Below are 24,877 nucleotides of genomic sequence, written 5' to 3' on the forward strand. Positions count from 1 at the left end.
TGGCGCTCCTGGGGTTCGTGATGTTCCCGCCCGGTCTAGTGATGCCGGAACGGTAGGGGAACCTGGGTCTCGCCGCCAGGAGAACGGAAGTCAACAGTGCTGTCACGCTCTGTCGACATGCTCCCGGATGAATGGGGCGGACGCCCCGTGAATTCATGAGATTCCCGCTGCGTCGGTCGCGCATTGGGGTTTGATGCCGCCGTGTCCGGACAAGGAGTGTGCCGAGTGTCCCCGCTGAACCGTTGGTTGTCCCTCGCCGTCGTCCTCCTGCTCTCCGCGCCGGGTGCGGCCCAGGCGCAGGAGTACGCCTCGGATGCACCCGTGCGACCGCCGGACACGGCCTCGCTGCGCACCGAGCCCCAGGCGCCGCTCACCCAGGAGGGGCAGTTGCCTCCCGCCGCCACGTCGGTTCCCGAGTCCGATGGGGCCATCCTCGATGGTCACCTGCGCTACGGCGCGTTCCTGTCCGGACCCGGCAGCCTCACCTTCATCCTGCACCACTCCATCATGGGTGCCCTGGGCGGCTTCTTCACCCAGGGCATCGCCCATGACTTCAGCTTCGATCGCAGCTCGCGCGAGGCCATGCTGGCGGGCACGCTCATCGGTGCGGGGCTCGGCTTCGGCGCGTCGGCGTGGTGGCAGTTCTACAACTGGGTCGACAGGCCCATGGGCTACTTCGGCATCACTAACTCCGTCATAGGCGGCATGTTCGCCGCGGGCTTCATGGACATGCTCTCGCGCGATCCGAGCCTGCTGACCTGGTCCGCCTTCCTGGGCGCCGAGCTCGGCGCGTGGCTCACCGCGTCGATCGGCGGCGGTCAGTTGCCGCTCAACGATGGTTTGCTGATCGCCTCGGGCGGCGGATGGGGCCTCATCTATGGCGCGCTCCTGTTGTCCGTCGTGCACTTCTCAGGCTCGCAGCTCTCCGGGAAGACATGGACGGACTCGCTGCTCATCGCGCCTGGAATCGGCGCGATGGCGCTCGCGCTGGCCACGATGAAATACAGCCCGACCCCCGCGCAGATACTCCGGGCGGACCTCTTCGGGGCGGGCGTGGGCGGCGTGGTGCTGGTGCTCTCCGCGCTGGTGCTGGGCGGCTTCAATCAGCCCACGCCCTACGTGCTGGCCTTCCTCGGCTCGGCGGGCGCCATCACCACCGTGAGCCTCCTGTGGGAGGAGGCCGCCGAGCGCCCCAGCATGGCTCCGAGTGGCTCGGGGCGCTCCAGGGCCTACCGCTGCGTCTGGTGGTAGCTCGCCTGCCCCTCTGTCGAGAGGACTCCGTGGCAGGGGGGCGAGCGCGTCCACACTTTTGTGGATATGGCGCGCGTCCTTCCATTCTCCGCACTGCTCCCATCGCTCGAATCGCACCTGTCGGCCGACGATGATGGTTGCCCCTTCAATGCGCCGCCCCGGTCCTCGTTCATCCGGCCGCTGTTGGATCGGGTGGACCCCACGGCCGAGCTGGGGCGGTTGAGGGAGGCCGGCTCCGTCCTCCGCGACACGCGGCCCGCCTTGTATCTGGCCGAGGTCTACAGCCCGGCCGGGCGGCTCGGAGGGCCTCCCGTGCGCTTCCTCTTGTGCGCGCTGTCTCCCGACGCGGCCGATCCCCTGGAGACCGAGCCCTACCGGCCACGCTCGGCCCAGGTGGAGCCGGCCGTCACGCTGGCGGCGGACGACCACGGGGTGCTCCGCGCCCTCCTGGCGGAGGCGGCCGAGCGCAGCAGCACCGTGTGGCAGGGCACGTTCGAGGACGCCCCGGTGTCCCTGCGGCGCATCGAGCCCTCGCCGATGGCCCGCCGCATCCAGGAGGTGCTCGACGAGGCGCCACTGCGTCCCCTGGCCGAGTTGGACGAGCGCAGGCCCAGTCTGGCGGCCATCGTGCCGCTGTCGGATCCCGGGCTGCACTTCGAGCCCGTGCACCGCGCCATCCAGGGGCTGGAGACCTTCGAGGAGGAGACGTTTCTGGCGCTCGTGACGGCGTATGCGCGCGTCTATGACCTGGAGGAGCCGCTCACGACGTCCCGGGGCGTGGCCCATGCCAACGAGCGGCTGACCACGCTGGTGCGCGGGCACCACGCGGTGCTGCTGGTGCTGCCCGGAGGGAGGGGGAAGATCCTCCGCTTCCGGCAGGGGTTGGACCTGGCGCACCTGAAGGGCGCGCCGCGCAACCCGACGCTGCGCAGCCTGGACCTGGCGCTGCTGAACGCGCTGGTGCTGCGCACGGTGTTGGGCATCAAGGATCCCGAGGATCCCGGCCACCCGCAGGTGTTCGCGGTGCAGGGACTGGATGCGCTGGTGCGAGGCGTCCACGCGGGGACGTTCCAGGTGGGCTTCGCGCTCAACCCGCCGCCGTTGTGGGAGGTCCGCGCGGTGATGGAAGCGGCGCAGATGCTGCCGCCCCGGACGCTCCGCGTGGAGCCCTCGCTTCCGGCCGGGCTCCTGTTCCTGGATCCGGAGGTCTGAGAGGGGGCCTGGGTGGGCATTCTCTCGTCAGAAGCGCTGGAGTGGCCTCAGCGCATGCCGCTCGAGCTCCGGCCCGGCTCTGGAGAGACGCTCGACTCCATCTGTGGCGGTGAGGTGAGGGTGCTCCAGCGCCGCCGCGGATACCGTTTCACGTTGGATCCGGTGCTGCTCGCGCACTTCGCCATCTACGAGGCCGGGACGGTGCGGGGACGGTTGATGGACCTGGGCACGGGCTGCGGCATCATCCCCCTCATCCTCGCGCGGCGGTTGGGCTGCGACAGCATCACCGGGCTGGAGCTGCAGCCGCGCCTGTTCTCCCTCGCCGAGCGCAACGTGCACCTCAACCGCTGCGAGCGCGAGGTGTCGCTGGTGCGAGGGGATCTGCGCTGCGTGGACCGGCTGTTTCCGAAGGCCAGCTTTTCGCACGTGGTGTGCAATCCGCCGTACCGGGCACGGGAGCAGGGGAGGATCAGCACGGACATGGAGAAGGCGCTGGCGCGGCACGAGATCGCCTGCGAGCTCGCGGACGTGGTGGGCTCGGCGACGTATCTCTTGAGGGGCCGGGGGAGCTTCTGCCTGGTGTACCCGGCCTCACGGCTGTCCGAACTGATGGCGGCGTTGCGCGCGGGGAACCTGGAGCCGAGGACCGCGCGCATGGTGCACTCGCGAGCGGGGCGGCCCGCGAAGCTCGTGTTGATGCACGCGGTGAAGGGGGCTCCCACCGGGATGACCGTGCTGCCCCCGCTCGTCATCCACGCCGATGACGAGCAGGCGTTCTCCCGCGAGGTCAGCGCGATGGTGGAGTAGGGCGGGCCTTCACGGCGTGGGGCTGGCCTCCTGCGGGTTCTCGCTCTGGGCGTTCTGCTGCTCGCGGCAGAAGGCCAGTTGCTGCTTGATGACCTCGAGCGGCACCGCCAGCTCCAGCTTGAACTCGTCGCCGTCCGGCCGCACCTTCGCGAAGTCCAGCAGTTGCGCCAGCTCCTTCTCGCCCTCGGCCTGCGCCTTCATCCGCGCCAGAGACAGCGCACCCCCGAGCGACTTGCCCAGGTCCGTCACCTTGTCCGCGTTCGGCCCCGTCACCTGTGCCGTCATCGCGAAGTCCGAGCTCGCGTCCACGTGCAGCTCCACGTTCTCCGCCACCTCGGCCAGCTTCGCCGCCAGCTCCTGCTGCTCCGACGGGAACATCTTCTTGAGCTGCTCCACGGAGATCACCCCGTACATCTCCCCGTACGTGCTGCCCTCGGAGATCACCGGTGGCTCGTCTGGTCCGCGCCCCTCCACCCGGTCGATGACCTCCTTCACCCTGTCTGGGGACCTGCCGAACACCAGCATCTGATCGTTCCACAGGCCCACCTGTGGCCCGCGCCGCCGCGCCACTCCCCCATCCGGCAGATTGCGCTCGAACTGGGGCTCGAAGAGGCGCGCTTCGTCGCCGTAGTCGTAGTTCGTCGATCCCCTGCTCGAGAGCAGGTCCTTCAGGCGCTTGTCCCCGAAGTTCCCCGAGACGATCACCCCGTCATCCGTGATGACCAGCCGGTCCAGGTCCTGCAACGGGTCCACGCCCGTCTCCTGCTTGAACCGCGCCAGGTCCTCGCCGCCCCGGTTCATCAAGCACTCCAGCAGCAGCTCTCCGATGGGCGAGTGGCGGATGGCATTGGCCTCGATGACCATCGCCGTCTTCCCCTTGCCCCGAGGCAGTGCCGCCAGCACCGGGTCGCGCGGCCGCACCGGCTTCTGCTCCACCGCCGTCCCCGCGTCCACCACCGGCAGCACGTACGTCCGCCGCTTCTCCATGCGCTCGCGCTCCTGCGGCCGCAGCCGGTTCGGGAACGCCACCTTCGGCGGGGGAGGGGCCTCCTCCTCGCCCTGACCGGACAGCATCAGCCATGCGGCCAGGCCGAACAGCACCACCGCGAATACCAGCCACAGTCCACGACGCCGCTGCATCAGTAATCCCTCCCCTCGAACCACCAGAAGCCCACGGCCAGCACTCCCATTCCGAACACGAACACGCCCACCAGCAGCATCGCCAGCGACTGCACCCCCAGCGGCGTCGAGGCCGCCAGGTCCATGCTCGCCTGCGCCAGCGAGGACAGCCGCGGCAGCAGCATCGTCACCCCCTTGAAGAGGTTCCGGCTCAGCCCCTCCTCGAGGAAGGGCGCGATCTTCGTCCGGTAGCCCGCGAGGATGCCCGCCACCAGCGTGATGCCACCCAGTGCCGCGCACAGCGCCGCGCTGCGCACCAGCGTCGCCGTCGTCAGCATCACCGCGTACACGGCCGCGAAGCTCACGCACGCCAGCAGCGCCGCGATGATCGGCCCCGCCGTCCAATACCCCGTCTTCACCCCGAAGATGAGCACCAGCCCCAGCGAGCCGTACAGCGCGCCGAGCACCGCCAGCGTCATCACCCCGAGGAACGTTCCGGCCAGGATGTGCCAGCGGCGCAAGGGCAGGGCGAGCAGGTGCTCGATGCGGCCCGGGGACAGCAGGCTCGGCGCGAAGTCCGAGCACGCCACGATGCCGAACAGGATGCCGCCATAGAAGACGACCGCCGCCGCCGCCATGAACACCGGCTTGAGCGCCACGTCCACCGCGCGGATGTCCATGCGCATCGCCTCGCCGAACAGCCGCGAGGCCGCCAGCGCCCCATCCACCACCTCGATCTTCAGGCTCAGCGACAGCGTCACCAGCACCGCCGTCACGCCCAACAGGAAGGCCAGGATGAACTTGCGCGACGCCGCCTCGCGCAACACGTAGCCCGCGATCCCCACCACGCCCCTCATGCCGCCACCCCCATGGCCGAGGCCAGCACGGCCTCCAGGTCCTGCCCGTCCCGCTTGAGCTCCACCAGCAGCGCTCCCGCGGCTCTCGCCTTGTCCAGCGCCACGTTCAGCCCCGCCACGTCCGGAGCTTCCACGTGGTACAGCCCCTCGGAACCTCCCGCCGTGAAGCCCGCTCCCGTCAGCGCGCCCCCGTCCGCTCCTGGCGCGAAGCGCACCGCCCACCGCGAGCCGCCCCGAGACAGCTCCTCCAGCCGTCCCTCGCGCAGCACCTTGCCCTCCCCGAGGATCGCCACCCGGTTGCACAGCCGCTCGGTCTCCGCCAGCAGGTGCGAGTTGAGGAAGAGCGTGGTGCCTCGCTGCACCTCCTCCTGGAGGATCCGCCGCACCTCCACCCGGCCCATGGGATCGATACCGTCCGTGGGCTCGTCCAGGATGAGCAGGTCAGGGTTGCCCAGCAGCGCCGCCGCCAGCCCCAGGCGCTGCCTCATGCCCTTCGAGTAGCCGCCGATGCGCCGGCCCACCGCGTCCGCCAGTCCCACGCGCTCCAGCAGCCGCAGGGTCGCGGCCTTGTTCGGTTTCTGTCCCTTGAGCTTCGTCACCGTGGCCAGGAACGCTGGCGCCGTCCACGCGCCCGGCAGGTGCAGGCGCTCGGGCAGGTAGCCGATGCGGGCCCGGATGCCCGGGTCCTCCGGCGACCCTCCGAGTACCCGCACGCTTCCCTCCGTGGGCTGCACGATGCCGAGGATGCTCTTGATGAACGTCGTCTTCCCCGCGCCGTTCGGGCCGATCAGCCCGAACGCACTGCCTTCCGGCACGGAGAGATCCACACCCCGCAGCGCCTCGTGTCCGCTGCGGAACGCGCGGCGGTACGTCTTGCGGAGTCCAATAACTTCGATGGCTGGCACGATGGGCACTTTACGACGGAGCACGCCCCTCGATTGCCTCGCACTCCAGACGGGCCACCGGTCGAGCCCGCGTCCTGTCCGCTCGTCACGTCCCTTGCGCACCCTGGGAAGCGCCATTCGCACCTTCTTTCCGGGTTTCAGTGGCTCCCGGGCCACACCGGCTTCGACGTTTCGCACCTTTGGGCGGGGATGTCGGGTGGCCCGGGGTGTGCACAGCCTTCCAGGCACAGGAGGCACCACCCATGTCGACGATCAATCCAATGGAGCAGGAGTTGCGTGCGGCCCGCAGGGAGCTGGCCGAGGCAGAGCAGGGTCTGATGGTGAACACGGAGGCGGCCCGGACGCGCTATGCCCGCGCCGTCCACGAGGCCGAGCTGGCAGAACGCAGGGCCGCCCGCCTGGCCCGAAAGCGCGGTTGGCTTACCGAAAGCTGGCGCCTGGCTACTGTCTAGGCAGCCTCGAAGCGAGAATTCCTTCCCGGGGGGCGCCGAGGGTTTATACCGTCGGCACATGTCTTTTCCGATCCATCGCCCCCGCCGTCTGCGCCGCTCCGCGGCCCTTCGAGAGATGGTGCGAGAGACCACGCTCGCTCCCTCGGACTTCATCTATCCGCTCTTCGTCGTCGAGGGTCGTGACGTCCGCCGGCCGATCGGCTCCATGCCGGGCGTGTTCAACCTCTCGCTGGAGCATGCCGTCGCCGAGGCGAAGCAGGCCAAGGCGCTCGGCGTGCCTGCGGTGCTCCTCTTCGGCATCCCGGATCACAAGGACGCCGTGGGCTCCCAGGCCTATGCGCGCGAGGGCATCGTCCAGCGCGCCGTCCGGGAGATCAAGAACGCCATCCCGGACATGCTCGTCATCGTGGACGTGTGCCTGTGCGAGTACACCGACCACGGTCACTGCGGCGTCATCGAGGGCGGCCACGTCGCCAACGACGCCACGCTGCCGCTGCTCGCCCAGATGGCGGTGACGTGCGCCCAGGCCGGCGCGGACGTCATCGCCCCCTCGGACATGATGGACGGGCGGGTCGCCGCCATCCGCGCGGCGCTCGACGAGGTGAAGCTCACGGAGATCCCCATCCTCTCCTACGCCGCCAAGTACGCCTCGGGCTTCTACGGGCCCTTCCGCGAGGCCGCCCAGAGCACGCCCCAGTTCGGCGATCGCCGCACCCACCAGATGGATCCGGGCAACGTGCGCGAGGCCCTCAAGGAGGTCGACCTGGACCTGGAGGAGGGCGCGGACATGATCATGGTGAAGCCCGCGCTGTCCTACCTGGACGTCATCCACCGGGTGCGCGAGCGCGTGGACGTGCCGGTGGTCGCCTACAACGTGTCCGCCGAGTACTCCATGGTGAAGGCTGCCGCCCAGAACGGGTGGATCGACGGAGATCGGCTGATGCTGGAGATTCTCACGTCCATCAAGCGCGCCGGCTCGGACCTCATCATCACCTACCACTCGCTGGAAGCCGCAAAGCTGATCGGTTGACGGTTGCGGCGTAGCATCTCCACGAGGTGCTTGCGCCCACCCCCCCGACTGAGGGCAAAGATCCAGAATTGGCCATGGCCACCCGCAAGAAGAAACGGCCCCCGCCTCGAAAGGCGGCACCCCCGACAGCGACCCGGCGCCCCCTGCGCGCTGGCAAGCGTCCGGGTGCCGCCCGTCCCGCCGTGCCCGCCGCCACTCCGCGTCCCACGGGCCCGCTCCAGTACAAGGTCGTCGAGCTGTCCACCGTCGACGAAGGCACGCTCGAGCGCACCGTGAATGAGTGGAGCTCCAAAGGTTGGACGCTCGATGGCGTGCAGTTCGCCATGCGCGAGTCCTCCAAGCGTCCGGCCATGGCCTTCGTCTTCTTCACCCGCGAGGGAGAGCCCGCGACGCATGACGTGGAGTCCGCGCGGAGCCGGCTCCGGGAGATGTCCGAGACGGGCTCGCCCACGGCCGCGCTGGTGGCCTCGCCGGACTTCACCGGCAATGCCGCCGCTTCGTCCTCTACCTACCAACGGCCTCCGGGCATGGTGAGCGCCCATGAACGGCTCGCGCAGCTCGCGGGCCTGGATGAGCCGGAGCGCCCCGAGCGGGGACTGATCCTGGAGCCCGACGAGTGAGCGCCTCCCATCCGGTCTACTCCGCCCCCCGCCGTCCTGGCCTGCGCGTCGTGCACGAAGGGGAGGAGCTCGGCTCGCCCTATCCCAAGGCCTCGCTGTGGATGCGGCTGGGCGCGCGCATCGTGGACGTGGCCGTGGCCTGGGGCCTCCATGTGGTGTGCGGCGCCGCCGGCGGCGTGGTGGCGCTGCTCTTCCTGCTGCTGGCCGACGGCATGCTCCAGGGCCAGAGCGTGGGCAAGCGCATCTTCGGCGTGAAGGTGATGCACCTGCCCACGCAGTCCGCCGCACGCCACCGCGACAGCACCCTGCGCAACGCGCCGCTGGCGCTCATCGTCCTGCTGGGGATGATGCCTCCGCCCCTGGGCCTGGTCGCGGGGCTCGCCGGCCTGGTGGTCATCGGCGGCGTCGAGGCCCTGCGCGTGGTGAGGGATCCGCTCGGCTGGCGGCTCGGTGACACGTGGGCCCAGACGCAGGTGGTGGACGGGAAGGTCGTCGCCGGAGCAACGGTTGCAGCACGCACGCCCGTGGCGCCCGCTCGCGTCCCGGGTCGTTTTTTGTCCGCGGCCCGGGTCCGCCGGTTCCGCACGTTCAAGAAGTCCAGAAGGGGAAAGCCTTGCGCATCGCGCTGACCTACAACCTCAGGTTGTCCGACTCGGAAGACGAGGCGGAGTTCGATACCCAGGAAACGGTGAACACGTTGGCGGCCGCCATCGAGCGGCTCGGCCACCGGCTGGAGCGCTTCGAGGTGAGTGGCCCGGCCTCCCGTACCGTGGCGCGGCTCGAGGCGTACAGCCCGGACCTCATCTTCAACATCGCCGAGGGACGCCGAGGCCGCTTCCGCGAGGCCTTCTACCCGGCGCTCTTCGAGGAGCTCGGCTTCGCGTACACCGGCTCGGACGCGTACGCGCTGGCGGTGACGCTGGACAAGCAGCTCACCAAGCTCGTGCTGTCCAAGCACGGGGTGCGCACCCCCGGCTGGCAGTTCGTCGAGAAGCTCAACGAGCTCAAGGTCGAGGACCTGCGCTTCCCCCTCATCATCAAGCCCAACTTCGAGGGCTCCTCCAAGGGCATCACCCAGGACTCGGTGGCCGAGACGGTCGAGCAGGCGCGCGAGAAGGTGGCCCAGGCGCTGGCGCGCTACCCGGCCGGTGTTCTGGTGGAGGAGTTCATCATCGGCACGGACATCACCGTCCCGTACCTGTCGGCGGTGCAGAACGACCATGACGGCGTGCTCAGCCCGGTGGAGTACGACATCGATCCGGCGGCCATTGCGGGCCGCAAGTACGCCATCTACGACTACGAGCTGAAGACGAAGAAGGAGAGCGCCGTCAAGGTGCGCGCCCCGGCCAACATCCCCGCGAAGGTGGCCGAGGAGATGCGCAACATGTCGAAGAAGATCTTCCAGGTGCTCGATTGCAGGGATCTGGGACGCATCGACTTCCGGCTCAGTGACGCGGGGGTGCCGTACTTCCTGGAGATCAACGCGCTGCCCAGCCTGGAGCCGGGGGCGGGCATCTACGCGGCGGCGGCCATGGAGGGCGTGCACCTGGACGGCGTCGTGAACGCCATCATCCTGAGTGCGGCGCGGCGCTACAAGATCAAGGACGGCAAGCGCCAGGGCAAGCCGACGCGCAAGTCGGGCCCGCTGCGCGTGGGCTTCACCTACAACGTGAAGCGAGTGAAGCCGGTGGCGGCGGATGGCACGGCGCTGGAGGACAGCGAGGCCGAGTACGACTCGCCCACCACGCTGCAGGCCATCCGCGAGGCGATTGCATCGTGGGGCCACGAGGTGGTGGACCTGGAGGCCACGGCGGAGCTGCCCAGCGTGCTGGCCAGCACGCCGCTCGACATCGTGTTCAACATCGCCGAGGGCTTCAAGGGCCGCAACCGCGAGAGCCAGGTGCCGGCCATGCTGGAGCTGCTGGACATCCCGTACACGGGGAGTGATCCGGCCACGCTGTCGATCGCGCTGGACAAGGCGCTGGCGAAGAAGATCGTGCGCCAGGCGGGCATCCACACGCCGAACTTCCAGCTCATGCACACGGGCAAGGAGCGGCTCGACAAGCAGTTCACCACCTTCCCGCTCATCGTGAAGCCGGTGGCCGAGGGCTCCTCCAAGGGTGTGGTGAGCAAGAGCGTCTGCCACAGCGAGGCGGAGCTGCGTGAGGTGGTGAAGGAGATCGTCACCAAGTACCAGCAGGCCGCGCTCATCGAGGAGTACATCGGCGGACGAGAGTTCACGGTGGGCCTGCTGGGCGAGCGCCGCCCGCGCGTGCTGCCACCGATGGAGATCGTCTTCCTGGACAAGGAGGACCGGACGCCCATCTACAGCTTCCAGCACAAGCTGGATTGGAACGATCGCATCCGGTACGACGCGCCGGCGAAGATCGAGCCCGCGCTGCTGGAGAAGCTGAGGGCGGCGGCGCGCAACTCGTTCATGGCGCTGGGGTGCCGGGACGTGGCGCGAATCGACTTCCGCATGGACGACAAGGGCCGCATCTACTTCATCGAGTGCAACCCGCTGCCGGGGCTCACGCCGGGGTGGAGCGACCTGGTGCTGATCGCGCAGGGAGCCGGCATGGACTACCGGGCGCTCATTGGAGAGATCATGGCCCCCGCCATCCGCCGCTACAAGGAGCGGGAGGCACGGCGTGCGGCGGATGAGAGCGCGCTGATGAAGCTGGCGCTGGAGAAGGCCGCCATCGAGAAGGCCACCCTGGCCGAGGAGAAGGCCGGAGCCATGGCCGCGGGTGGCTCGGGCTCCGGGTCGTCCTCGTCCGGCGAGACGGCGGCTCGGGTGAGCATGGAGATGAAGGCGGGCTGACGCCTGACGGCCGCCCCGAGCGGCGTTTCGTCACACGGCCCGGTACGTGGGTGGGAAGTTCGCCCCATGTGCCGGGCTTCGTCATTTCAGCGAGGCCTCTGGAAATGAAAACCCCCGCCGCCCGGTGAGGGGGGGCAGGGGTCAAGGGCGGCTCGGACTCTTTGAGCCCGGTGCCATCAATTCTTGCACACCGCCCCGGCGTCGTTGTTGATGAAGGTGTTGTCGTACGTGGCGAGAGTGAAATCGGTCGTCACCGCTGTGGTGCCAGTGCCGCTGCCGTCGCTTCGGGTGATACCGCAGCCAGACGAGTCGCTGAACGTGCTGTTGGTCACGAAGGCGCCAATCTCCCTGTACACATTCAGGTTACCTCTACCAACACTACCCGGAGCCCCGGCGTGAGTGACGACAGTGTGGTCGAGCTTGCTCCCACTGGCCTGCCAGAGGTGGAGACCGCGCCAGTAGCCCTTGGTGGGAGTGGTCGTGTTCGGGACGAATCGGATGGGTGCTGACGAGGTTCCCTCGGCGATCAGGGCACCTGGAGCGCCGTCGTTGCCGATCTGAAGCTCCGTGTCCGGGCCAAATCGCAGTTCCGTTCCCGCGGGCAGAGTGAGCGTCACACTGGTTCCGAAGCCACCCACGCTGAGGCTCTCGTTGATGACGTAGGGGACGCCGAGGTTCGGCCACGTCTGGGACTTGCCTACGCTGCAGCAGAGCAGTTCCACCGCGTTGATGGCGTTGCCGCTGAAGGTACTGCCCGTGGGCAGCGAGCTGGCGGAGTTGGCATCCACCGAGAGCGCATAGCTACCATTGTCACGCGTGGTCAGCCCGGTCGAGCCCGCGCCGAGCGCTCCTCCGAAGCCCAGCCAGATGCCGGGCCCGCTGCCCTTCTGAGCGACGAGGTTGCTGATGACGGGAGGCGCGTCGCCACGGCCGTAGTCTCCGTGGACGTTCAAGTTGCCCGTTCCGGTCTCGATGTCGGGGCCGCTGCTGGCTCCAGCGTACTCGAGCGTGGCATGGGAGATGCGGCTCGCGGTGTCCCCGAGTCTGACCAGCAGGTGCACGCCCCGCCAATGGCCCGGCTGGGGGCTGTCAGAGTCGGCGGTGAGGAGGACGGGGGCAGCTGCGGTCCCGTCCACCATCAATGCACCCTTTTCGTTGAGGACGCCGACGTACAACCCGAAGTCGTGCCCGAAGCGCAGCACCGTGCCGGCGGAGAGCGTGAGCACTGGATTGGCAGCTCCATCGACATTGATATTGCTATTCACGACATAGGGGATGCCCAGGTTCGGCCAGGTCTGCGAGCGCGAGACGTTGCCCTGGAGCTCGACCGCGTTGCGTGCATTGTCTGTAAAGGTGCCACCGGTCGGGAGCGTTCCTGCCTCGTTGGCGCCGATACGTATGGCGTAGCTCTGGTTTCCAGCGGCGCTGAGCATGGTGGAACCGGTCCCAAAGGCGCTGCCGTCATCGGCCACCGCCACTCCTGCGGTACCGCTGTTCCGCACCGTCACATTGCGAAGTGCCGGCGCCGCCTTGCTCTCCAGTGCGATACAAGCACCCTTGCCCGAGCCAGCTCCACAATCACTCAGCGTGACGGAGTCCATCGCGGAAGCGCTGCCCGCGGCGGCGAATACCACGCCGCGCCAGTATCCTTTGGTGGGGGCGCTCTGGTTGGACACCATGTTGATCGGTGCCTGCTGCGTCCCCATTGCCTTCAGCGCCCCGTTGGTGACGCGGAGCTCGGCATCCTGATCGAAGCGGATCTCCACCCCCGCCTCGATGGTGAGTGTAGGGGCGCTGGTACCGCCCACCTCGATGGCTCCACGCACCAGGTGCGGGTTGTCGGCCGCGCGCCAGGTCTCGTTGGCGGTGATGGCCGTGGTGTGAACGGTGAGCTTGGGCTCGGTGACCGTGAGGGTGGCCTGCCCCTGCTGCGTCACTCCGCTCGCGGTGGCGCTCGCGCTGATGGCTGTCGTCCCGGTGGTGAGGGTCGTGGCCTTGCCCGTTGCGTCCACCTTGGCCACGGACTCGTTGCTGGATGTCCAGCTATAGCTGGAGACAGTGAAAGGCTGGCCGTTCTGATCCGTGGCGCTGGCCGTGCACTGCGCGGTCTGACCGACCACCACGGAGGCGGGGGCACAGGTCACCGTGACCTCGCTCAGCTTGGGGGTCTTGTCGGGCTCTTCGCCGGGGCATCCTCCTAGCACCATCAGCGCGGAGAGGCAGAGGGCTGCCTTGATGAACCTCATGGACTGTGCGCTCCTTTTCAGACGAGAGGCCCGCGATACTAGGACGGATTGATCGCGAGCGGAGTGTTGGCCATGGCTTTCACGCAGCGGATTCGCGCGCTTGACTGCCTGCCCTTTTCGCGTCGGCTTCACATCGCACCTGGGTCTCGGTGCATTGCAGCGTCGGAGGGTGCCCGATAATCTGCCCTCATATGGCCGCGGATGATGTCAGAAGGTCGGAAACTCCGGAGGAGAACGGGCTGGATGATGCCCCCGAGCTCGAGACCATCAGCTCACAGATGGCCTACGACGCGTTCCTCACCGCCGCCAAGGCCATCGAGCCAGGCCTCATCGAGGAATGCTGTGCTGACGTCGTGCTCACCTACCACACCGTGATGCGTGGCGTGGAGAGCGTGGTGGGCAGTGGGGCGGTGTTGGTCGGCAAGCTGCCCAACGTGAACGTCGAGGAGCTCTCGATGCTCCCGCGACTCGCCCAGGGATTGGCCTTCGCCGCGCTGCAGGTACAGCGTGAGCTCCAGTCCGCTTCCTTCGGAATGCTCTTCGAGCGAGCGCAACTCCTGCGCCGCAAGCTGCGCAAGGCCGCCGATGCCCTCGCCGAGGCCAACCTCCTGGCCGAGGCCGACATCGATGAAGTCCGGCTCCAAGCTCCGCGAGAGCTCCTGGAGGACTGCCTGGCGCTCGCCGCGTTGCTGCGAAGGAACGAGGCGAGGATCGCCGGCCGCTCGCCGGTGACGGCCCCCGATATCCGCGAGGCGGAGCAGGTCGCGGAGAAGCTGCGGACGTTGCTGGGGCAGCAAGGGGACGCGAGCGATGGAGGAACTCCGTCCCTCGTCAAGGTCATTGAGATGCGGGACCGCTTCTGGACGCTGTTGAACCAGCGCCACGACATGCTCTGGCGGTGTGGTGCGTGGCTCTTCGGCCGTGCGGTCGATGAGCGCGTGCCGCCGCTTCCGATCCGGCAGTCCGTGGTGCGCAAGCCGCGCAATGCGCCGCCAGAGCGTGAGGCAATGCGGAAGGTTGCGGAACCGCGGCGGAGCGTGAGTCCTCCGGCCATCGTGCCCGCGCGCGTGAGTCCGCCCGCGATCGTACCTGTGCGGGAGTCAGCCCGGCACCTGGGCGATCTGCAGCGCGATCTGGAGAGGAAGACCCGGTTTCTCATCCGGATCGGCGTCATTCCATCCCAGCGCTGAGCGAGCTCCATCGCCTCCAGAGGGGCAGGGGAGGCGTGCATCGGTTCCAAGCGGTGGCAGGGGCCCTGCTCCCGCGCGAGCAGGAGCGGATGTTACGGGGCCGGCACCTGGGTGGTGGTCGGCGCCGCCGGGGTGGTGGGTGCCGGGACCTCGGTGAGGACGAGTACCTCGGCTCGGCGGTTGAGCTGTCGCTCCTGCTCGGTAGCGGGTCTGGCGCTCACCGGCCAGTTCGAGCCGAAGCCGCGGATTCGCACCCGCGTCGCGGGAACGCCCTGGTCGATCAAGTAGCGCCGCACCGCTTGAGCGCGCCGCAGCGACATGATCATGTTGGATGAGTCGGTGCCCTCGGAATCGGCGTGTCCCTCGACAATGATGGTGCCCCCCCGGGTCTGTTCCGACAACCGCAGGACAGCCTGGTCCAGCAGCGGTACCACGCCCGGCAACTCCGAACTGCCCTGCGCGAAGTGGATCTCTCCCCGCAGCACGAGCCTCTCCTGGGGGCCGGGTTGGTAGGGCCGAGGAGCCTCCTGCGGTGCTCCGCTCTCACCCGAGGCTCCCGAGGTGTCGTCGCGAGTGAGGGAGTTGAGCTCCCAGGTTCCGACCGGACGGATCCGATTGTCCTCCGGTGGAGGCTTTGGCGTGGCCAGTGAGAGCTGGAGCTCATGATCCGCGTTCTGATCGATGAAGGAGAGCTTGGGAGGCGGCTCGCTGCGGAAGGCGACACCGGCGAGCACGCGGAAACGAGGTGTCCCGGGGGCTCCGCCCACGCCAGGTCCCCCCAGGACGAAGGCATCCAATCCGACCAACAGCGGGAAGCGCACGCCTCCGAGCAGTTCCATCGACACCTGGGGGGCGAGCGTGGCCCGCAGGCCCAGCTCTCCGCGCAGGCCCTGGCCCGTCGTGGCCAGCGCCGCCCCGAGGCGTACCTCCGAGCTCGCCCCCGGTTTGGCCGCGGCCTCGGCGGTGTCCAGGAGGATGGAGGGGCGGAACAGCACGCCCGCCTCGAGCGAGGGCTGCAGCCAGCCCAGGGTCGTGCCCACCACCAGCCGGGCATGGAAGCGCGGCCCCGCATCTCCCGCCAGCGCGGTCCCGGTGCCCACCGGCAGCCCCACGCCCAGGTCCGCCGACAGGTCCACGGGTTGCCGGTAGCGCCGTGACAACAAGCCCAACCGGGCCTGGAGCACGGGGGTTCCGAGCCCCTGCGCAGCCAGCTGGGCGAGACCCGCCTCACCCGGATCGTCTCCCTGCTGCCAGAGCACGAAGGGCACCTGGGCCGACAGCTCGAGCCACGGCAACACGCCATAGCTGGCGGCGAGCAGCGCGGTCGCCCTGTCCTGGACCACCCGGAGATCCCGCTCTCCGTCGCTCAGCACCAGGGGCATGCGCTGGTAGTGCCCCAGGAGGGTCACGCTCAGGCCACCGGGCGCCATCAGCTCGCCGTTGCCGACCAGCAGCGTGCCGCGCCCCACGTTCGTCTCCAACCGCTCCAGGTCGAAGCCCGGCAACTGCTCGGTGGACTGCGCCGATGCCGCGGCGCACGCCAGCAGCGTCGCGGCCATTGCGGCGCTGATGGCGGATGAAGGTAATCTCATGTTCAGGTAGAATTCTACCCCTCTTTGAGTGGGGAGGGGCAAGTGCTCCGGTTCAACGTCCTGGCCGTGATGTGTCTTGGAGTCCTGGTCTCCTGTGGGCCCAGCGAACCGGAGAAGTTGACGTCAGCGGACCCGCTGGGGCGGAAGTCCATGGCGGCCACCACCCTCCTTCCTGTCCAGACCATCAAGTCTTCCAAGTGGACCGGCACCAGTGGCAGCTGCCTGGCGTGTGCCTCCGGTGGGTATGCCTGTCTGGCGAGCTCGTCGGCCGACTGGACTACGACCTTCAATGACACCGTCCCCAAGGGTTATCTGGTGGTGGGGGTCGAGGCGAAGGTGTTTGGCGCCAGCGTGAAATCGAGCAGTCCCTCCGGCTCGTCGGACGTCGCTGTCAAACTGAACAACGTCAGTCTCAGCAATGGTGCCTCCACCACTCTTTCCTTCACGACCCGACTCTGCGCCGGCAGTTCGAAGAGTTGCGACTCGACGCCATCGACACTCTCGAAAACAGACGCTAACGGCATCTCGGGTTACGTCTATGACGGGGGCGTCAACACACTCACGCTCGTGCCCGACGACGGTAACTTTTGTATCTCCCACGTCGAGCTCACCCTGACCGTCGCTGAACGGCGCATCCAGGTTTCGCCTGCGCCCCTCAACTTCAACAGCCAGAAGAAGGACACCTCCAGCACGGCCCAGAAGGTGACGGTGACCAACAACGGCGACGCACCTCTCACGGTCTCCGATCTCGCCATTACCGGGCCCTTCAGCATTGTTGATCCGACTGACCCGAGTGCGGATTTCATCGTAGTGGCAAATGGGGGCACCAAGGACATCTGGGTGAAGTTCACGCCCATCGCACTTGGGGATGCCTCGGGCATTCTCACCATCACCAGCAATGCCGCGACCGCTGCGACGCAGGTCCAACTCTCTGGCAAAGGGGTGGCGTTCGCCACGGATGTAAGTTCGGAGCTACTCACGTTCGAAGACCAGCGTATGGGGACCGCCAGCGCTCCCAAGAAGGTGACGGTGCAGAACGCTGGCTCCGCCAACCTTGAGATCAGCAGCCTCGACATCGCGCCACCCTTCGAGCTCGTTACTCCCCCGAGCACGCCGTTCACACTGACGGCGGGCCAGAGCCAGGACGTGTGGGTGCGGTTCCACCCCACCGTGGAATCAACGGCTCCCGAAACGGGCGCCCTCACCATCAACACCGACGCCACGGACAAGGCCAGCACCACCGTTACCCTCAACGGGGGGAAGGGCGTGAAGCCCAATCTGGTGTTGGTGCCCGCCACCGCGCTCGACTTCGGGGAGGTGCGGGTAGATGGCAGCCTCACGAAGACGGTGAAGGTGACCAACACCGGTTCCGGTCCCATCACCTTCTCCGGCATCAGTGCCTCGACGGACCCGACCTTCACGCTCGTGTCTCCTCCGGCCATTCCCTACCAGCTGGCCGCGGGCGCCGAGTTGGTGCTGTCGGTGAAGTTCAGCCCCACCGCTGACGCTGCCGCCACGGGAGCTCTCACCCTCACCAGCACGGACGCGGACTACGCCAACGTCAAGGTCAACCTCATTGGCAAGGGAGTGAAGCCGCACCTCGTGGTGGACCCCAGCCCCATCGCGTTCAGCGACCAGCGCGTGGGCACCGAGAGCACCAAGGTGGTGACGGTGAGCAACACCGGCACCGGTCCCATCACCCTTACTGGCATCTTCAAGACCGGCCATCTGGCGTTCACGCTCGTCTCTCCCCCGAGCGTGCCGTTGACGCTGGTGGCGGGGGACAGCAAGACGCTGTCGGTGAAGTTCCTGCCCACCACCGAGACGGCGAGCTCGGTCACGGGCCTCCTGACCTTCACCAGTGCGGACCCGGATTACACCAGCGTCGCTATCGACATCTCGGGCAGAGGCGTGAAGCCCAACCTGGTGCTGAGCCCCAGCCCGCTCGTGTTCAGCGACCAGCGCGTGGGCACCGAGAGCACCAAGGTGGTGACGGTGCGCAATTCCGGCTCCGGTTCCATCACCCTCTCCAGCATCGCCAAGACCGGTAGCTCGGCCTTCACGCTCGTCTCGCCTCCGGGCACGCCGCTCACGTTGGCGGCGGGCCAGAGCCAGGATCTCTCGGTGAAGTTCAGCGCCGCCACCGAGACAGCGGAAGCGGGCACCCTCTCGCTCACCACCACGGACCCGGACTTTCCCAGTGCGAGCGTCAGCATCTCCGGCAAGGGAGTGAAGCCCAATCTGGTGTTGGTGCCCGCCACCGCACTCGACTTCGGGGAGGTGCGTGTGAATAGCAGCCTCACGAAGACGGTGAAGGTGAGCAACACTGGCTCCGGTCCCATCACCTTCTCCGGCATCAGCGCCGCGACGAGCCCGACCTTCACGCTCGTCTCTCCTCCGGCCATCCCCTACCAGCTGGACGCGGGCGCCGAGCTGGTGCTGTCGGTGAAGTTCAGCCCCACCGCTGACGCTGCCGCCACGGGAGCCCTCACCCTCACCAGCACGGACGCGGGCTACACCAACGTCAAGGTCGACCTCGCGGGCAGGGGCGTGAAGCCCAATCTCGTGGTGAACCCCAGCCCGATCGCTTTCGGCGACCAGCGAGTAGGTATCGAGAGCACCAAGGTGGTGACGGTGAGCAACACCGGCACAGGTCCCATCACCTTCACTGGCATCGCCAAGACAGGCAACTCGGCCTTCACGCTCGTCTCGCCCCCGAGCGTGCCGTTGACGCTGGTGGCGGGAGACAGCAAGACGCTGTCGGTGAAGTTCCTGCCCACCACCGAGACGGCGAGCTCGGTCACGGGCCTCCTCACCTTCACCAGTGCGGACCCGGATTACAGCAGTGTCACTGTCGACATCTCGGGTAGGGGCGTGAAGCCCAATCTCGTGGTGGACCCCAACCCCATCGCGTTCAGCGACCAGCGCGTGGGCACCGAGAGCACCAAGGTGGTGACGGTGCGCAATTCCGGCTCCGGTCCCATCACCATCTCCAGCATCGACAAGACCGGCAGCTCGGCCTTCACGCTCGTCTCGCCTCCGGGCACGCCGTTCACGTTGGCGGCGGGAGACAGCAAGACGCTGTCGGTGAAGTTCAGCGCCGCCACCGAGACAGCGGAAGCGGGCACCCTCACGTTCACCACCGGAGACACGGATTACTCCAGTGTGGGTGTCAGCATCTCCGGCAAGGGCGTGAGGCCCCAGTTGATGCTGAGCGCCACCGAGCTCGACTTTGGAGAGCGGCGTGTGGATACCAGCTTCACGAAGACGGTGACGGTGAGCAACAACGGCACCGGTCCCATCCACATCTCCACCATCTCCATCATTGGCAGTGCCGCCTTCACCGTCTTCCCGAACACGGCGTTCGATCTGGCTGCGGGTACCAGCAAGCAGTTGTCGGTAACCTTCAGCCCCACTACCCAGACGACGGAATCGGGTCTCCTCACGCTCACCACCACGGACTCGGAGTGGTCTAGCGCCGAGGTCGACCTCTCCGGCAAGGGCGTCAAGCCCAACCTTGTGTTGAGCCCCACACCGCTCACCTTTGGCGAGCAGCGCGTGGAGACCAGCACCACGAGGACGGTGACGGTGCGCAACAACGGCACCGGCCCCATTCGCATCGAAACGGTCTCCATCAGTGGTAGCTCCGCTTTCTCTGTTCCCGCGATTGCTGCCTTCGACCTGGCGGCGGGCGCCAGCCGGGATCTCTCGGTGACCTTCAGCCCCACCACCGAGACAGATGCCTCGGCAACCCTCATCCTCACCACCGACTACGTGGTGGCATCCACCTCGAGCGTTCCGCTTACGGGCAAGGGCGTGAAACCCAACCTCGTGCTGAGCTCTGCCGATCTCGCTTTCGGCGAGCAGCGCGTGGACACCAGCAACACGAAGACGGTCACACTGAGCAACACCGGCTCTGGCCCCATCACCATCTCCGCTGTGTCCATTGCCGGGAGTGCGGCCTTCTCTCTCGTCCTTCCCCCGACGACGCCGTTCTTGCTGGCGGCGGGCACCAACAAGACGCTGTCGGTGAAGTTCAGCCCCACCACCCAGACAGCGGAAGCAGGCACCCTCCTTCTGGACACCACCGATCCAGACTGGTCCCGCGTCACCGTCAATCTCTCCGGTAGGGGTGTGAAGCCCACCATTACCCTGAGCACCACCGAGCTGGCCTTCGGCGACCAGCGCGTGGACACCAACAACACGAAGACGGTGACGGTGACCAACACCGGTTCCGGCTCGCTCAACATCACCGCCCTCTCCATCACCGGTCCCTTCACTGTCTCTCCGCCCGATGCCTTCTCGCTGGTGGCGGGCGACAGCAAGGTGTTGACGGTGAAGTTCAGCCCCACCGCCGATGCAGAGGCCACAGGGACCCTCGGCCTCGCGACCAACGATCTGGCCGCACCCAACCCCGCGGTCACCCTCACGGGCAGGGGCGTGAAGCCCAACTTCTCGGTGAGCCCCACCGAACTGGCCTTCGGCGAGCAGCGCGTGGAGACCAGCAACACGAAGACGGTGACGCTGAGCAACACTGGCTCCGGCCCCATCCTCATCACCGCCATCTCCCTGACTGGCAGCTCGGCCTTCTCCTTCACTCCGGGCGCTCCCTTCACCCTGGGGGCGGGTCAGAGCCAGAACCTCGCGGTGAAGTTCAGCCCCACCGCCGAGTCCTCGGTCTCCGGCACCCTCACCATCACCACCGACTATGGGCCCACGCTCAACGCCTCCGTCACCCTGTCCGGCACGGGAGTGAGGCCCTCCTTCTCGATTGATCCCAGGACGATCTCCTTCGGGGAACAGCCCGTGGGCACCCTCAGCACGAACAGGCTGGTCACGGTGGCCAACAACGGTTCGGGGACCCTGCAGATCAAGTCCATTACCATCAGCTCCGGGCCTTTCTCGGTCACCCCGAGCACGCCGTTTTCGCTGGGCCAGAACGCCAGCCAGGCGCTCTCGGTGACCTTCAATCCCACGGATCTGGGCTCGGTCACGGGCACCCTCACGCTCACCACCAATGACCCGGTCGAGCCCACGGTCAACGTCTCCCTCTCCGGCACCGGTGTGAGGCCTACCCTCGGGTTGAGCACCACCTCGGTCGGTTTTGGCGTCCAGCCCGTGGGGACCACCAGTCCGTCCCAGAAGGTGACGCTGACCAACACCGGCAACGGAACCCTGCGCATCACCTCGATCGTCGTCGGCAGGCCCTTCACGGTGACCCCGAACCTGCCGTTCGATCTGCTGCCGGGTACCAGCCAGGATCTCTCGGTGACGTTCAGCCCCACCGCGCTCGGCTCGGTGTCGGCCACCCTCACCTTCAATACCAACGATCCGACGAAGCCCAACGTCACCATCAACCTCTCCGGGAATGGTGTGTCCTGGATCGAGGCGTCTCCCTCCGGCTCGCTCGACTTCGGCGCCGTGCGAGTGGGACAGACCGTCACCCGCGACGTCACCTTCACCAACATCAGCTCCGTTCCCATCAAGCTCCAGTATCTGTCGTCGGTGTCCCTCCCGTTCTCCGTCACGGGGCTCGACCTGCCGAGGACACTGGCTGGGGGCACCGCCGTCACCTTCTCGGTGAGCTTCAGCCCCACCGTGCAAGGAAACGCCAGTGGGAGCCTCGTCGTGGTGAGTGATTCCTACAACAACCCGCACCAGCTCAACCTCGTGGGCAATGGTGTCGTCCCGGTGGCGGAGCTCACGCTGCCTGACCACCCTGGCCAATCCGCGCTCGACTTCGGGGATGTGCGGTTGACCACCAGCAAGCTGGAGAAGGTGAGGCTCACCAACAAGGGAGGGGCGCCGCTCGAGCTCAAGCAGGCCTACATCTCCTCTGGAACCGGTTCTCCCTTCTCCTATATCGGCCCGAGCACGTTGACGCTCCTGCCTGGAGCCTTCATCGACTTCCAGGTGGGGTTCAAGCCGACGGAGAGCGTCATCGCCAACGATACCCTCGTCATCAAGTCGGACGCCGTGAACAGCACGGTGTTGCTGAGTCTGGCGGGCAATGGGACCTACTCGGAGGTCAAGATCGAGCCGAGCCTCATTGATTTCGGTGACGTGCGAGTGGGAGCCACGAGCACCGCGGTCCCTGTTCGCATCAGCAATACGGGCACCGCCAAGCTCACCGTCCAGAGCCTGTCCGTGACGGGCTCCTTCATCATCGTGAGCCCCCTGGCGAGCCCCGAGATTCCCCCATCCGGTAGCGCGGTCTTCACGATCAGCTTCAAGCCGTCGGTGCAGGGGATCGAGACGGGTTCCATCTCCGTCCTCACGGACGCCAATCGCGGTGGGACGGGAAGCTCGACCAGCGACGGAGGCGTGAGTATCGGGGGGCAGGTCCGGGTGGCGCTCCAGGGCAATGGCACCATCTCGGAAGTGCAACTGTCCACGACCGCACTCGACTTTGGCTCGCAGCGTGTGACGGTGCCCAGTGATTCCCGGTCCGTGACGATCAAGAATCCGGGCAAGGCCGAATTGGAGATCACGAGATTCAAGCTCTCGTCCGGCTTCTCCCTCGCTCCGCTCCCCGGGGGAATGCCGTTGAAGATTCCCGCGGGTCAGCAGGAGACCGTGGATGTGACCTTCACCCCGACGACACTGGGCCCGGTAGAAGGCACGCTCGACATCACCAGCAATGCCTACACGCCAGCTCCCTCGTTGGCCCTGAAGGGCAAGGGCGTCGACGGACGGCTCGGTCTGACGCCCTCCAGCGGGACCATTGATCTGGGATTGGTGGACGTTGGGGGCCCCGGGACGCAGAAGACCGTGACGCTCACCAACACGGGTGACGCCACGTTGATGATCACGCGCTTGACTCCTCCCTCGAATGCGGCCTTCACCATCTCCGGGCTGAACATCGGGACATCGTTGACTCCAGGCGAGAGCGTGTCGTTCACCGCCACCTTCAAGCCCGTGACACGCGGCTTCGTTTCCACGCAGGCGGCCATTGGATGCGATTCCGTCATGAACCCCAACTTGAACTTCACGCTGCAGGGGACGGGGGTGGCCGCGGCCGTGCAGTTGCTGCCCGAGGTGGTCAACTTCGGCAAGTCCAACGTCGGGGTGTCCACCACCCAGTCCATGTCCATCAAGAACGTGGGGGAGAGGCAGCTCTATGTTTCGAACATCTCCTTCGCGGATGATCCGGCGGGCGCCAAGGGCGCGGCGTTGGATTACAGCGTCGATGCCTCGGTGGTCTTCCCGCTGTTGGTGGAGGCAGGGGAGAGCACGATCGTCCAGCTGAAGTTCAACCCGAGGGCGGTGGGCCAGCGCCAGGCCAAGGCCATCGTCTATACGAATGACAAGGCGGCGGAGGGGAGCCTCGTGGGAGAGGGGACCTCGCCGAACCTGCACTTGTCGTCGCCCAGTCTGGACTTTGGCAATGTGCTGGTGGGTAGACCGTCCTCTCCCCGCATTCTCAAGCTCACCAACACCGGTGACGGCCCGCTCACCTTGAGCGCGGGGTCGATCACGTTGGGAGGGAAGGACGTTGCCGTCTTCACCCTGACGCCGCCCGCGCTGCCCCTGACCCTGCTACCAGAGGCCTCCACGGAGGTGTCGTTGACGTTCACGCCGGACAAGGAGCAGGCGTCGTTCTCGGCCCAGTTGCTGGTGGCGTCGAACGACCCGGATGCGCCGAGCGTGGTGGTGCCGATGTCCGGCGCGGGCGTCCGCCAGCAGATCCAACTCTCGGAGTCGTCGCTGGAGTTCGGTCAGCAGCTCATCAACCACACCTCGAGCCCGCGTACGTTGCGCATCACCAACAACAGCGACACCAATGTCACCCTCACGGCGCTGACGGTGGAGGGGACGGGGAACTCGCAGTTCGCCGTGGCGAAGTTGCCGCTGCCGCTCGTGCTGGCGCCTGGCACGGATCACCAACTGGCGCTGGAGACGACCTTCACCCCCTTGTCCGACGCCGAGGTGAACTGCGCGTTGAAGATCACCTTCAGCGAGCTGCCGATACCGCTCGCGGTTGCGCTGCATGGCAAGGGCATTCCCGCGGTGCTCGCCATCAATCCCTCGCCAGTGGATTTCGGCGGAGTCCGTGTGGGGGGCACCCGGCGCGAGCAGCCGCTCACCATCACCAACCTGAGCAGCGAGACGATTGTCCTCGCCGCGCCGGAGGTGACGTACACCACCGGCGAGCCCTTCCTCTACGATGGGGCCAGCCTGCAGGGGCGCACGATCGAACCCAGCAAGTCCATCATCCTGACGGTGGGCTACCAGCCCATGGTCGAGACCCTGTCCGAGGTGACCCTGTCCTTTGGCACCACCACACCGAACAAGCCCGCAGCGGTGGCCCTCCAGTTGAAGGGCAGGGCGACGAAACGTCTCCTCAGCGTCGATCAGGACAGCCTGGATTTCGGTCGGGTGGACGTGAACAAGACGCAGGAGCCCAAGGTGGTGACCATCACCAACAAGTCCGCTCAGCAACAGCGGGTGGTGGTGAATCTGAAGACCCTCGATGGCACGCCCTTCGCACTGGGGGCGAAGGCCCTGGCCGATGCCATCCCGCCAGGAGGGAGTACCACCTTCACGGTGGCCTTCGACCCCGACAAGGCGGGTGAGGCCGACAACGAGGTGCAGGTGTGGCTCCAGGGTGAAACCGAGCCCGAGGCGCTGATCCCCGTGAAGGGAATCGGCCGTAGCCTGACGGGTTCGGGCAGTGGCTGCTCTTGCAGCAGCACCGAGGCGGGAAGCGCGGGCATGCTGATGCTGCTGGCGCTGGTGGGCCTGGGCTCGCGTCGGCGGAGGCGTGAGTAG

At 67.2% G+C, this 24,877-nt stretch carries 15 protein-coding genes; 10 read left to right on the top strand and 5 right to left on the bottom strand.

The window, feature by feature from the left end:
• The first annotated feature begins 225 nt into the window (after positions 1-225).
• The 3 genes from DAT35_RS01200 to DAT35_RS01210 all read left to right on the top strand — a co-directional run bounded on the left by DAT35_RS01200 (position 226) and on the right by DAT35_RS01210 (position 3,270).
• Positions 226-1,251 carry a hypothetical protein gene (locus tag DAT35_RS01200; RefSeq protein WP_233261240.1) on the top strand — a complete coding sequence of 342 codons (1,026 nt, stop codon included), beginning with the start codon at positions 226-228 and terminating at the stop codon, positions 1,249-1,251.
• Positions 1,252-1,317: 66 nt separating this feature from the next.
• A complete protein-coding gene (locus tag DAT35_RS01205; RefSeq protein ID WP_108065011.1) occupies positions 1,318-2,463 on the top strand; it encodes a DUF1015 family protein in 1,146 nt (381 codons plus the stop codon).
• Positions 2,464-2,517: 54 nt separating this feature from the next.
• Positions 2,518-3,270, top strand: a complete 753-nt coding sequence (locus tag DAT35_RS01210; protein WP_108065012.1) for a tRNA1(Val) (adenine(37)-N6)-methyltransferase — start codon at positions 2,518-2,520, stop codon at positions 3,268-3,270.
• 9 nt (positions 3,271-3,279) lie between these two features.
• On the opposite strand, the gene DAT35_RS01215 is transcribed toward DAT35_RS01210, so the two are convergent.
• From DAT35_RS01215 to DAT35_RS01225, 3 genes are read right to left on the bottom strand one after another with little or no spacing between them, the layout of a single operon-like run.
• Positions 3,280-4,410, bottom strand: coding sequence for a hypothetical protein (locus tag DAT35_RS01215; RefSeq protein WP_108065013.1), 1,131 nt, complete (start codon positions 4,408-4,410; stop codon positions 3,280-3,282).
• On the bottom strand, positions 4,410-5,246 hold the full coding sequence (locus tag DAT35_RS01220; protein WP_108065014.1) for a hypothetical protein: 837 nt from the start codon (positions 5,244-5,246) through the stop codon (positions 4,410-4,412). The genes DAT35_RS01215 and DAT35_RS01220 overlap by 1 nt, the downstream gene beginning before the upstream one ends.
• Positions 5,243-6,151: an ABC transporter ATP-binding protein gene (locus DAT35_RS01225; RefSeq protein ID WP_233261294.1), complete on the bottom strand. Its 909-nt coding sequence runs from the start codon at positions 6,149-6,151 to the stop codon at positions 5,243-5,245. Before DAT35_RS01225 ends, DAT35_RS01220 begins: the two co-directional genes overlap by 4 nt.
• Before the next feature lie 242 nt (positions 6,152-6,393).
• Here DAT35_RS01225 and DAT35_RS01230 point away from each other — a divergent pair, with 242 nt between their 5' ends.
• From DAT35_RS01230 to DAT35_RS01250, 5 genes are all read left to right on the top strand, one after another.
• On the top strand, positions 6,394-6,603 hold the full coding sequence (locus DAT35_RS01230; RefSeq protein WP_108065016.1) for a hypothetical protein: 210 nt from the start codon (positions 6,394-6,396) through the stop codon (positions 6,601-6,603).
• A gap of 58 nt (positions 6,604-6,661) precedes the next feature.
• Positions 6,662-7,633 (top strand): porphobilinogen synthase, encoded by a 972-nt coding sequence (hemB, locus tag DAT35_RS01235; protein WP_108065017.1) that lies wholly within the window; start codon positions 6,662-6,664, stop codon positions 7,631-7,633.
• 74 nt (positions 7,634-7,707) lie between these two features.
• On the top strand, positions 7,708-8,253 hold the full coding sequence (locus tag DAT35_RS01240) for a hypothetical protein (RefSeq protein ID WP_108065018.1): 546 nt from the start codon (positions 7,708-7,710) through the stop codon (positions 8,251-8,253).
• Positions 8,250-8,882, top strand: a complete 633-nt coding sequence (locus tag DAT35_RS01245) for an RDD family protein (protein WP_369945015.1) — start codon at positions 8,250-8,252, stop codon at positions 8,880-8,882. Before DAT35_RS01240 ends, DAT35_RS01245 begins: the two co-directional genes overlap by 4 nt.
• Entirely contained in the window at positions 8,867-11,077 is a 2,211-nt protein-coding gene (locus DAT35_RS01250) for an ATP-grasp domain-containing protein (protein WP_108065019.1), read from the top strand. Before DAT35_RS01245 ends, DAT35_RS01250 begins: the two co-directional genes overlap by 16 nt.
• 176 nt (positions 11,078-11,253) lie before the next feature.
• Here the strand turns inward: DAT35_RS01250 and DAT35_RS01255 are convergent, their stop codons facing one another.
• The gene (locus DAT35_RS01255; RefSeq protein WP_108065020.1) at positions 11,254-13,323 is read right to left on the bottom strand and encodes an Ig-like domain-containing protein; all 2,070 of its coding nucleotides are present in this window, start codon (positions 13,321-13,323) and stop codon (positions 11,254-11,256) included.
• A 191-nt stretch (positions 13,324-13,514) separates the two neighbouring features.
• Here DAT35_RS01255 and DAT35_RS01260 point away from each other — a divergent pair, with 191 nt between their 5' ends.
• The gene (locus tag DAT35_RS01260; RefSeq protein ID WP_108065021.1) at positions 13,515-14,513 is read left to right on the top strand and encodes a hypothetical protein; all 999 of its coding nucleotides are present in this window, start codon (positions 13,515-13,517) and stop codon (positions 14,511-14,513) included.
• Between the two features lie 92 nt (positions 14,514-14,605).
• On the opposite strand, the gene DAT35_RS01265 is transcribed toward DAT35_RS01260, so the two are convergent.
• Positions 14,606-16,105: an OmpA family protein gene (locus DAT35_RS01265; RefSeq protein WP_108065022.1), complete on the bottom strand. Its 1,500-nt coding sequence runs from the start codon at positions 16,103-16,105 to the stop codon at positions 14,606-14,608.
• A gap of 150 nt (positions 16,106-16,255) precedes the next feature.
• Between DAT35_RS01265 and DAT35_RS01270 the strand changes: the two genes are divergently transcribed.
• On the top strand, positions 16,256-24,877 hold the full coding sequence (locus DAT35_RS01270) for a choice-of-anchor D domain-containing protein (RefSeq protein ID WP_158501504.1): 8,622 nt from the start codon (positions 16,256-16,258) through the stop codon (positions 24,875-24,877).

The organism is Vitiosangium sp. GDMCC 1.1324 (assembly GCF_003044305.1).
GTDB lineage: Bacteria > Myxococcota > Myxococcia > Myxococcales > Myxococcaceae > Archangium.

Bases quoted from the DNA above. Each gene is read 5' to 3' on its own strand.
- DAT35_RS01205 (WP_108065011.1), top strand. From the start codon at position 1,318: ATGGCGCGCGTCCTTCCATTCTCCGCACTGCTCCCATCGCTCGAATCG.
- DAT35_RS01210 (WP_108065012.1), top strand. From the start codon at position 2,518: ATGCCGCTCGAGCTCCGGCCCGGCTCTGGAGAGACGCTCGACTCCATC.
- DAT35_RS01215 (WP_108065013.1), bottom strand. From the start codon at position 4,410: ATGCAGCGGCGTCGTGGACTGTGGCTGGTATTCGCGGTGGTGCTGTTC.
- DAT35_RS01220 (WP_108065014.1), bottom strand. From the start codon at position 5,246: ATGAGGGGCGTGGTGGGGATCGCGGGCTACGTGTTGCGCGAGGCGGCG.
- DAT35_RS01230 (WP_108065016.1), top strand. From the start codon at position 6,394: ATGTCGACGATCAATCCAATGGAGCAGGAGTTGCGTGCGGCCCGCAGG.
- hemB (WP_108065017.1), top strand. From the start codon at position 6,662: ATGTCTTTTCCGATCCATCGCCCCCGCCGTCTGCGCCGCTCCGCGGCC.
- DAT35_RS01240 (WP_108065018.1), top strand. From the start codon at position 7,708: ATGGCCACCCGCAAGAAGAAACGGCCCCCGCCTCGAAAGGCGGCACCC.
- DAT35_RS01255 (WP_108065020.1), bottom strand. From the start codon at position 13,323: ATGAGGTTCATCAAGGCAGCCCTCTGCCTCTCCGCGCTGATGGTGCTA.
- DAT35_RS01260 (WP_108065021.1), top strand. From the start codon at position 13,515: ATGGCCGCGGATGATGTCAGAAGGTCGGAAACTCCGGAGGAGAACGGG.
- DAT35_RS01265 (WP_108065022.1), bottom strand. From the start codon at position 16,105: ATGAGATTACCTTCATCCGCCATCAGCGCCGCAATGGCCGCGACGCTG.
- DAT35_RS01270 (WP_158501504.1), top strand. From the start codon at position 16,256: ATGGCGGCCACCACCCTCCTTCCTGTCCAGACCATCAAGTCTTCCAAG.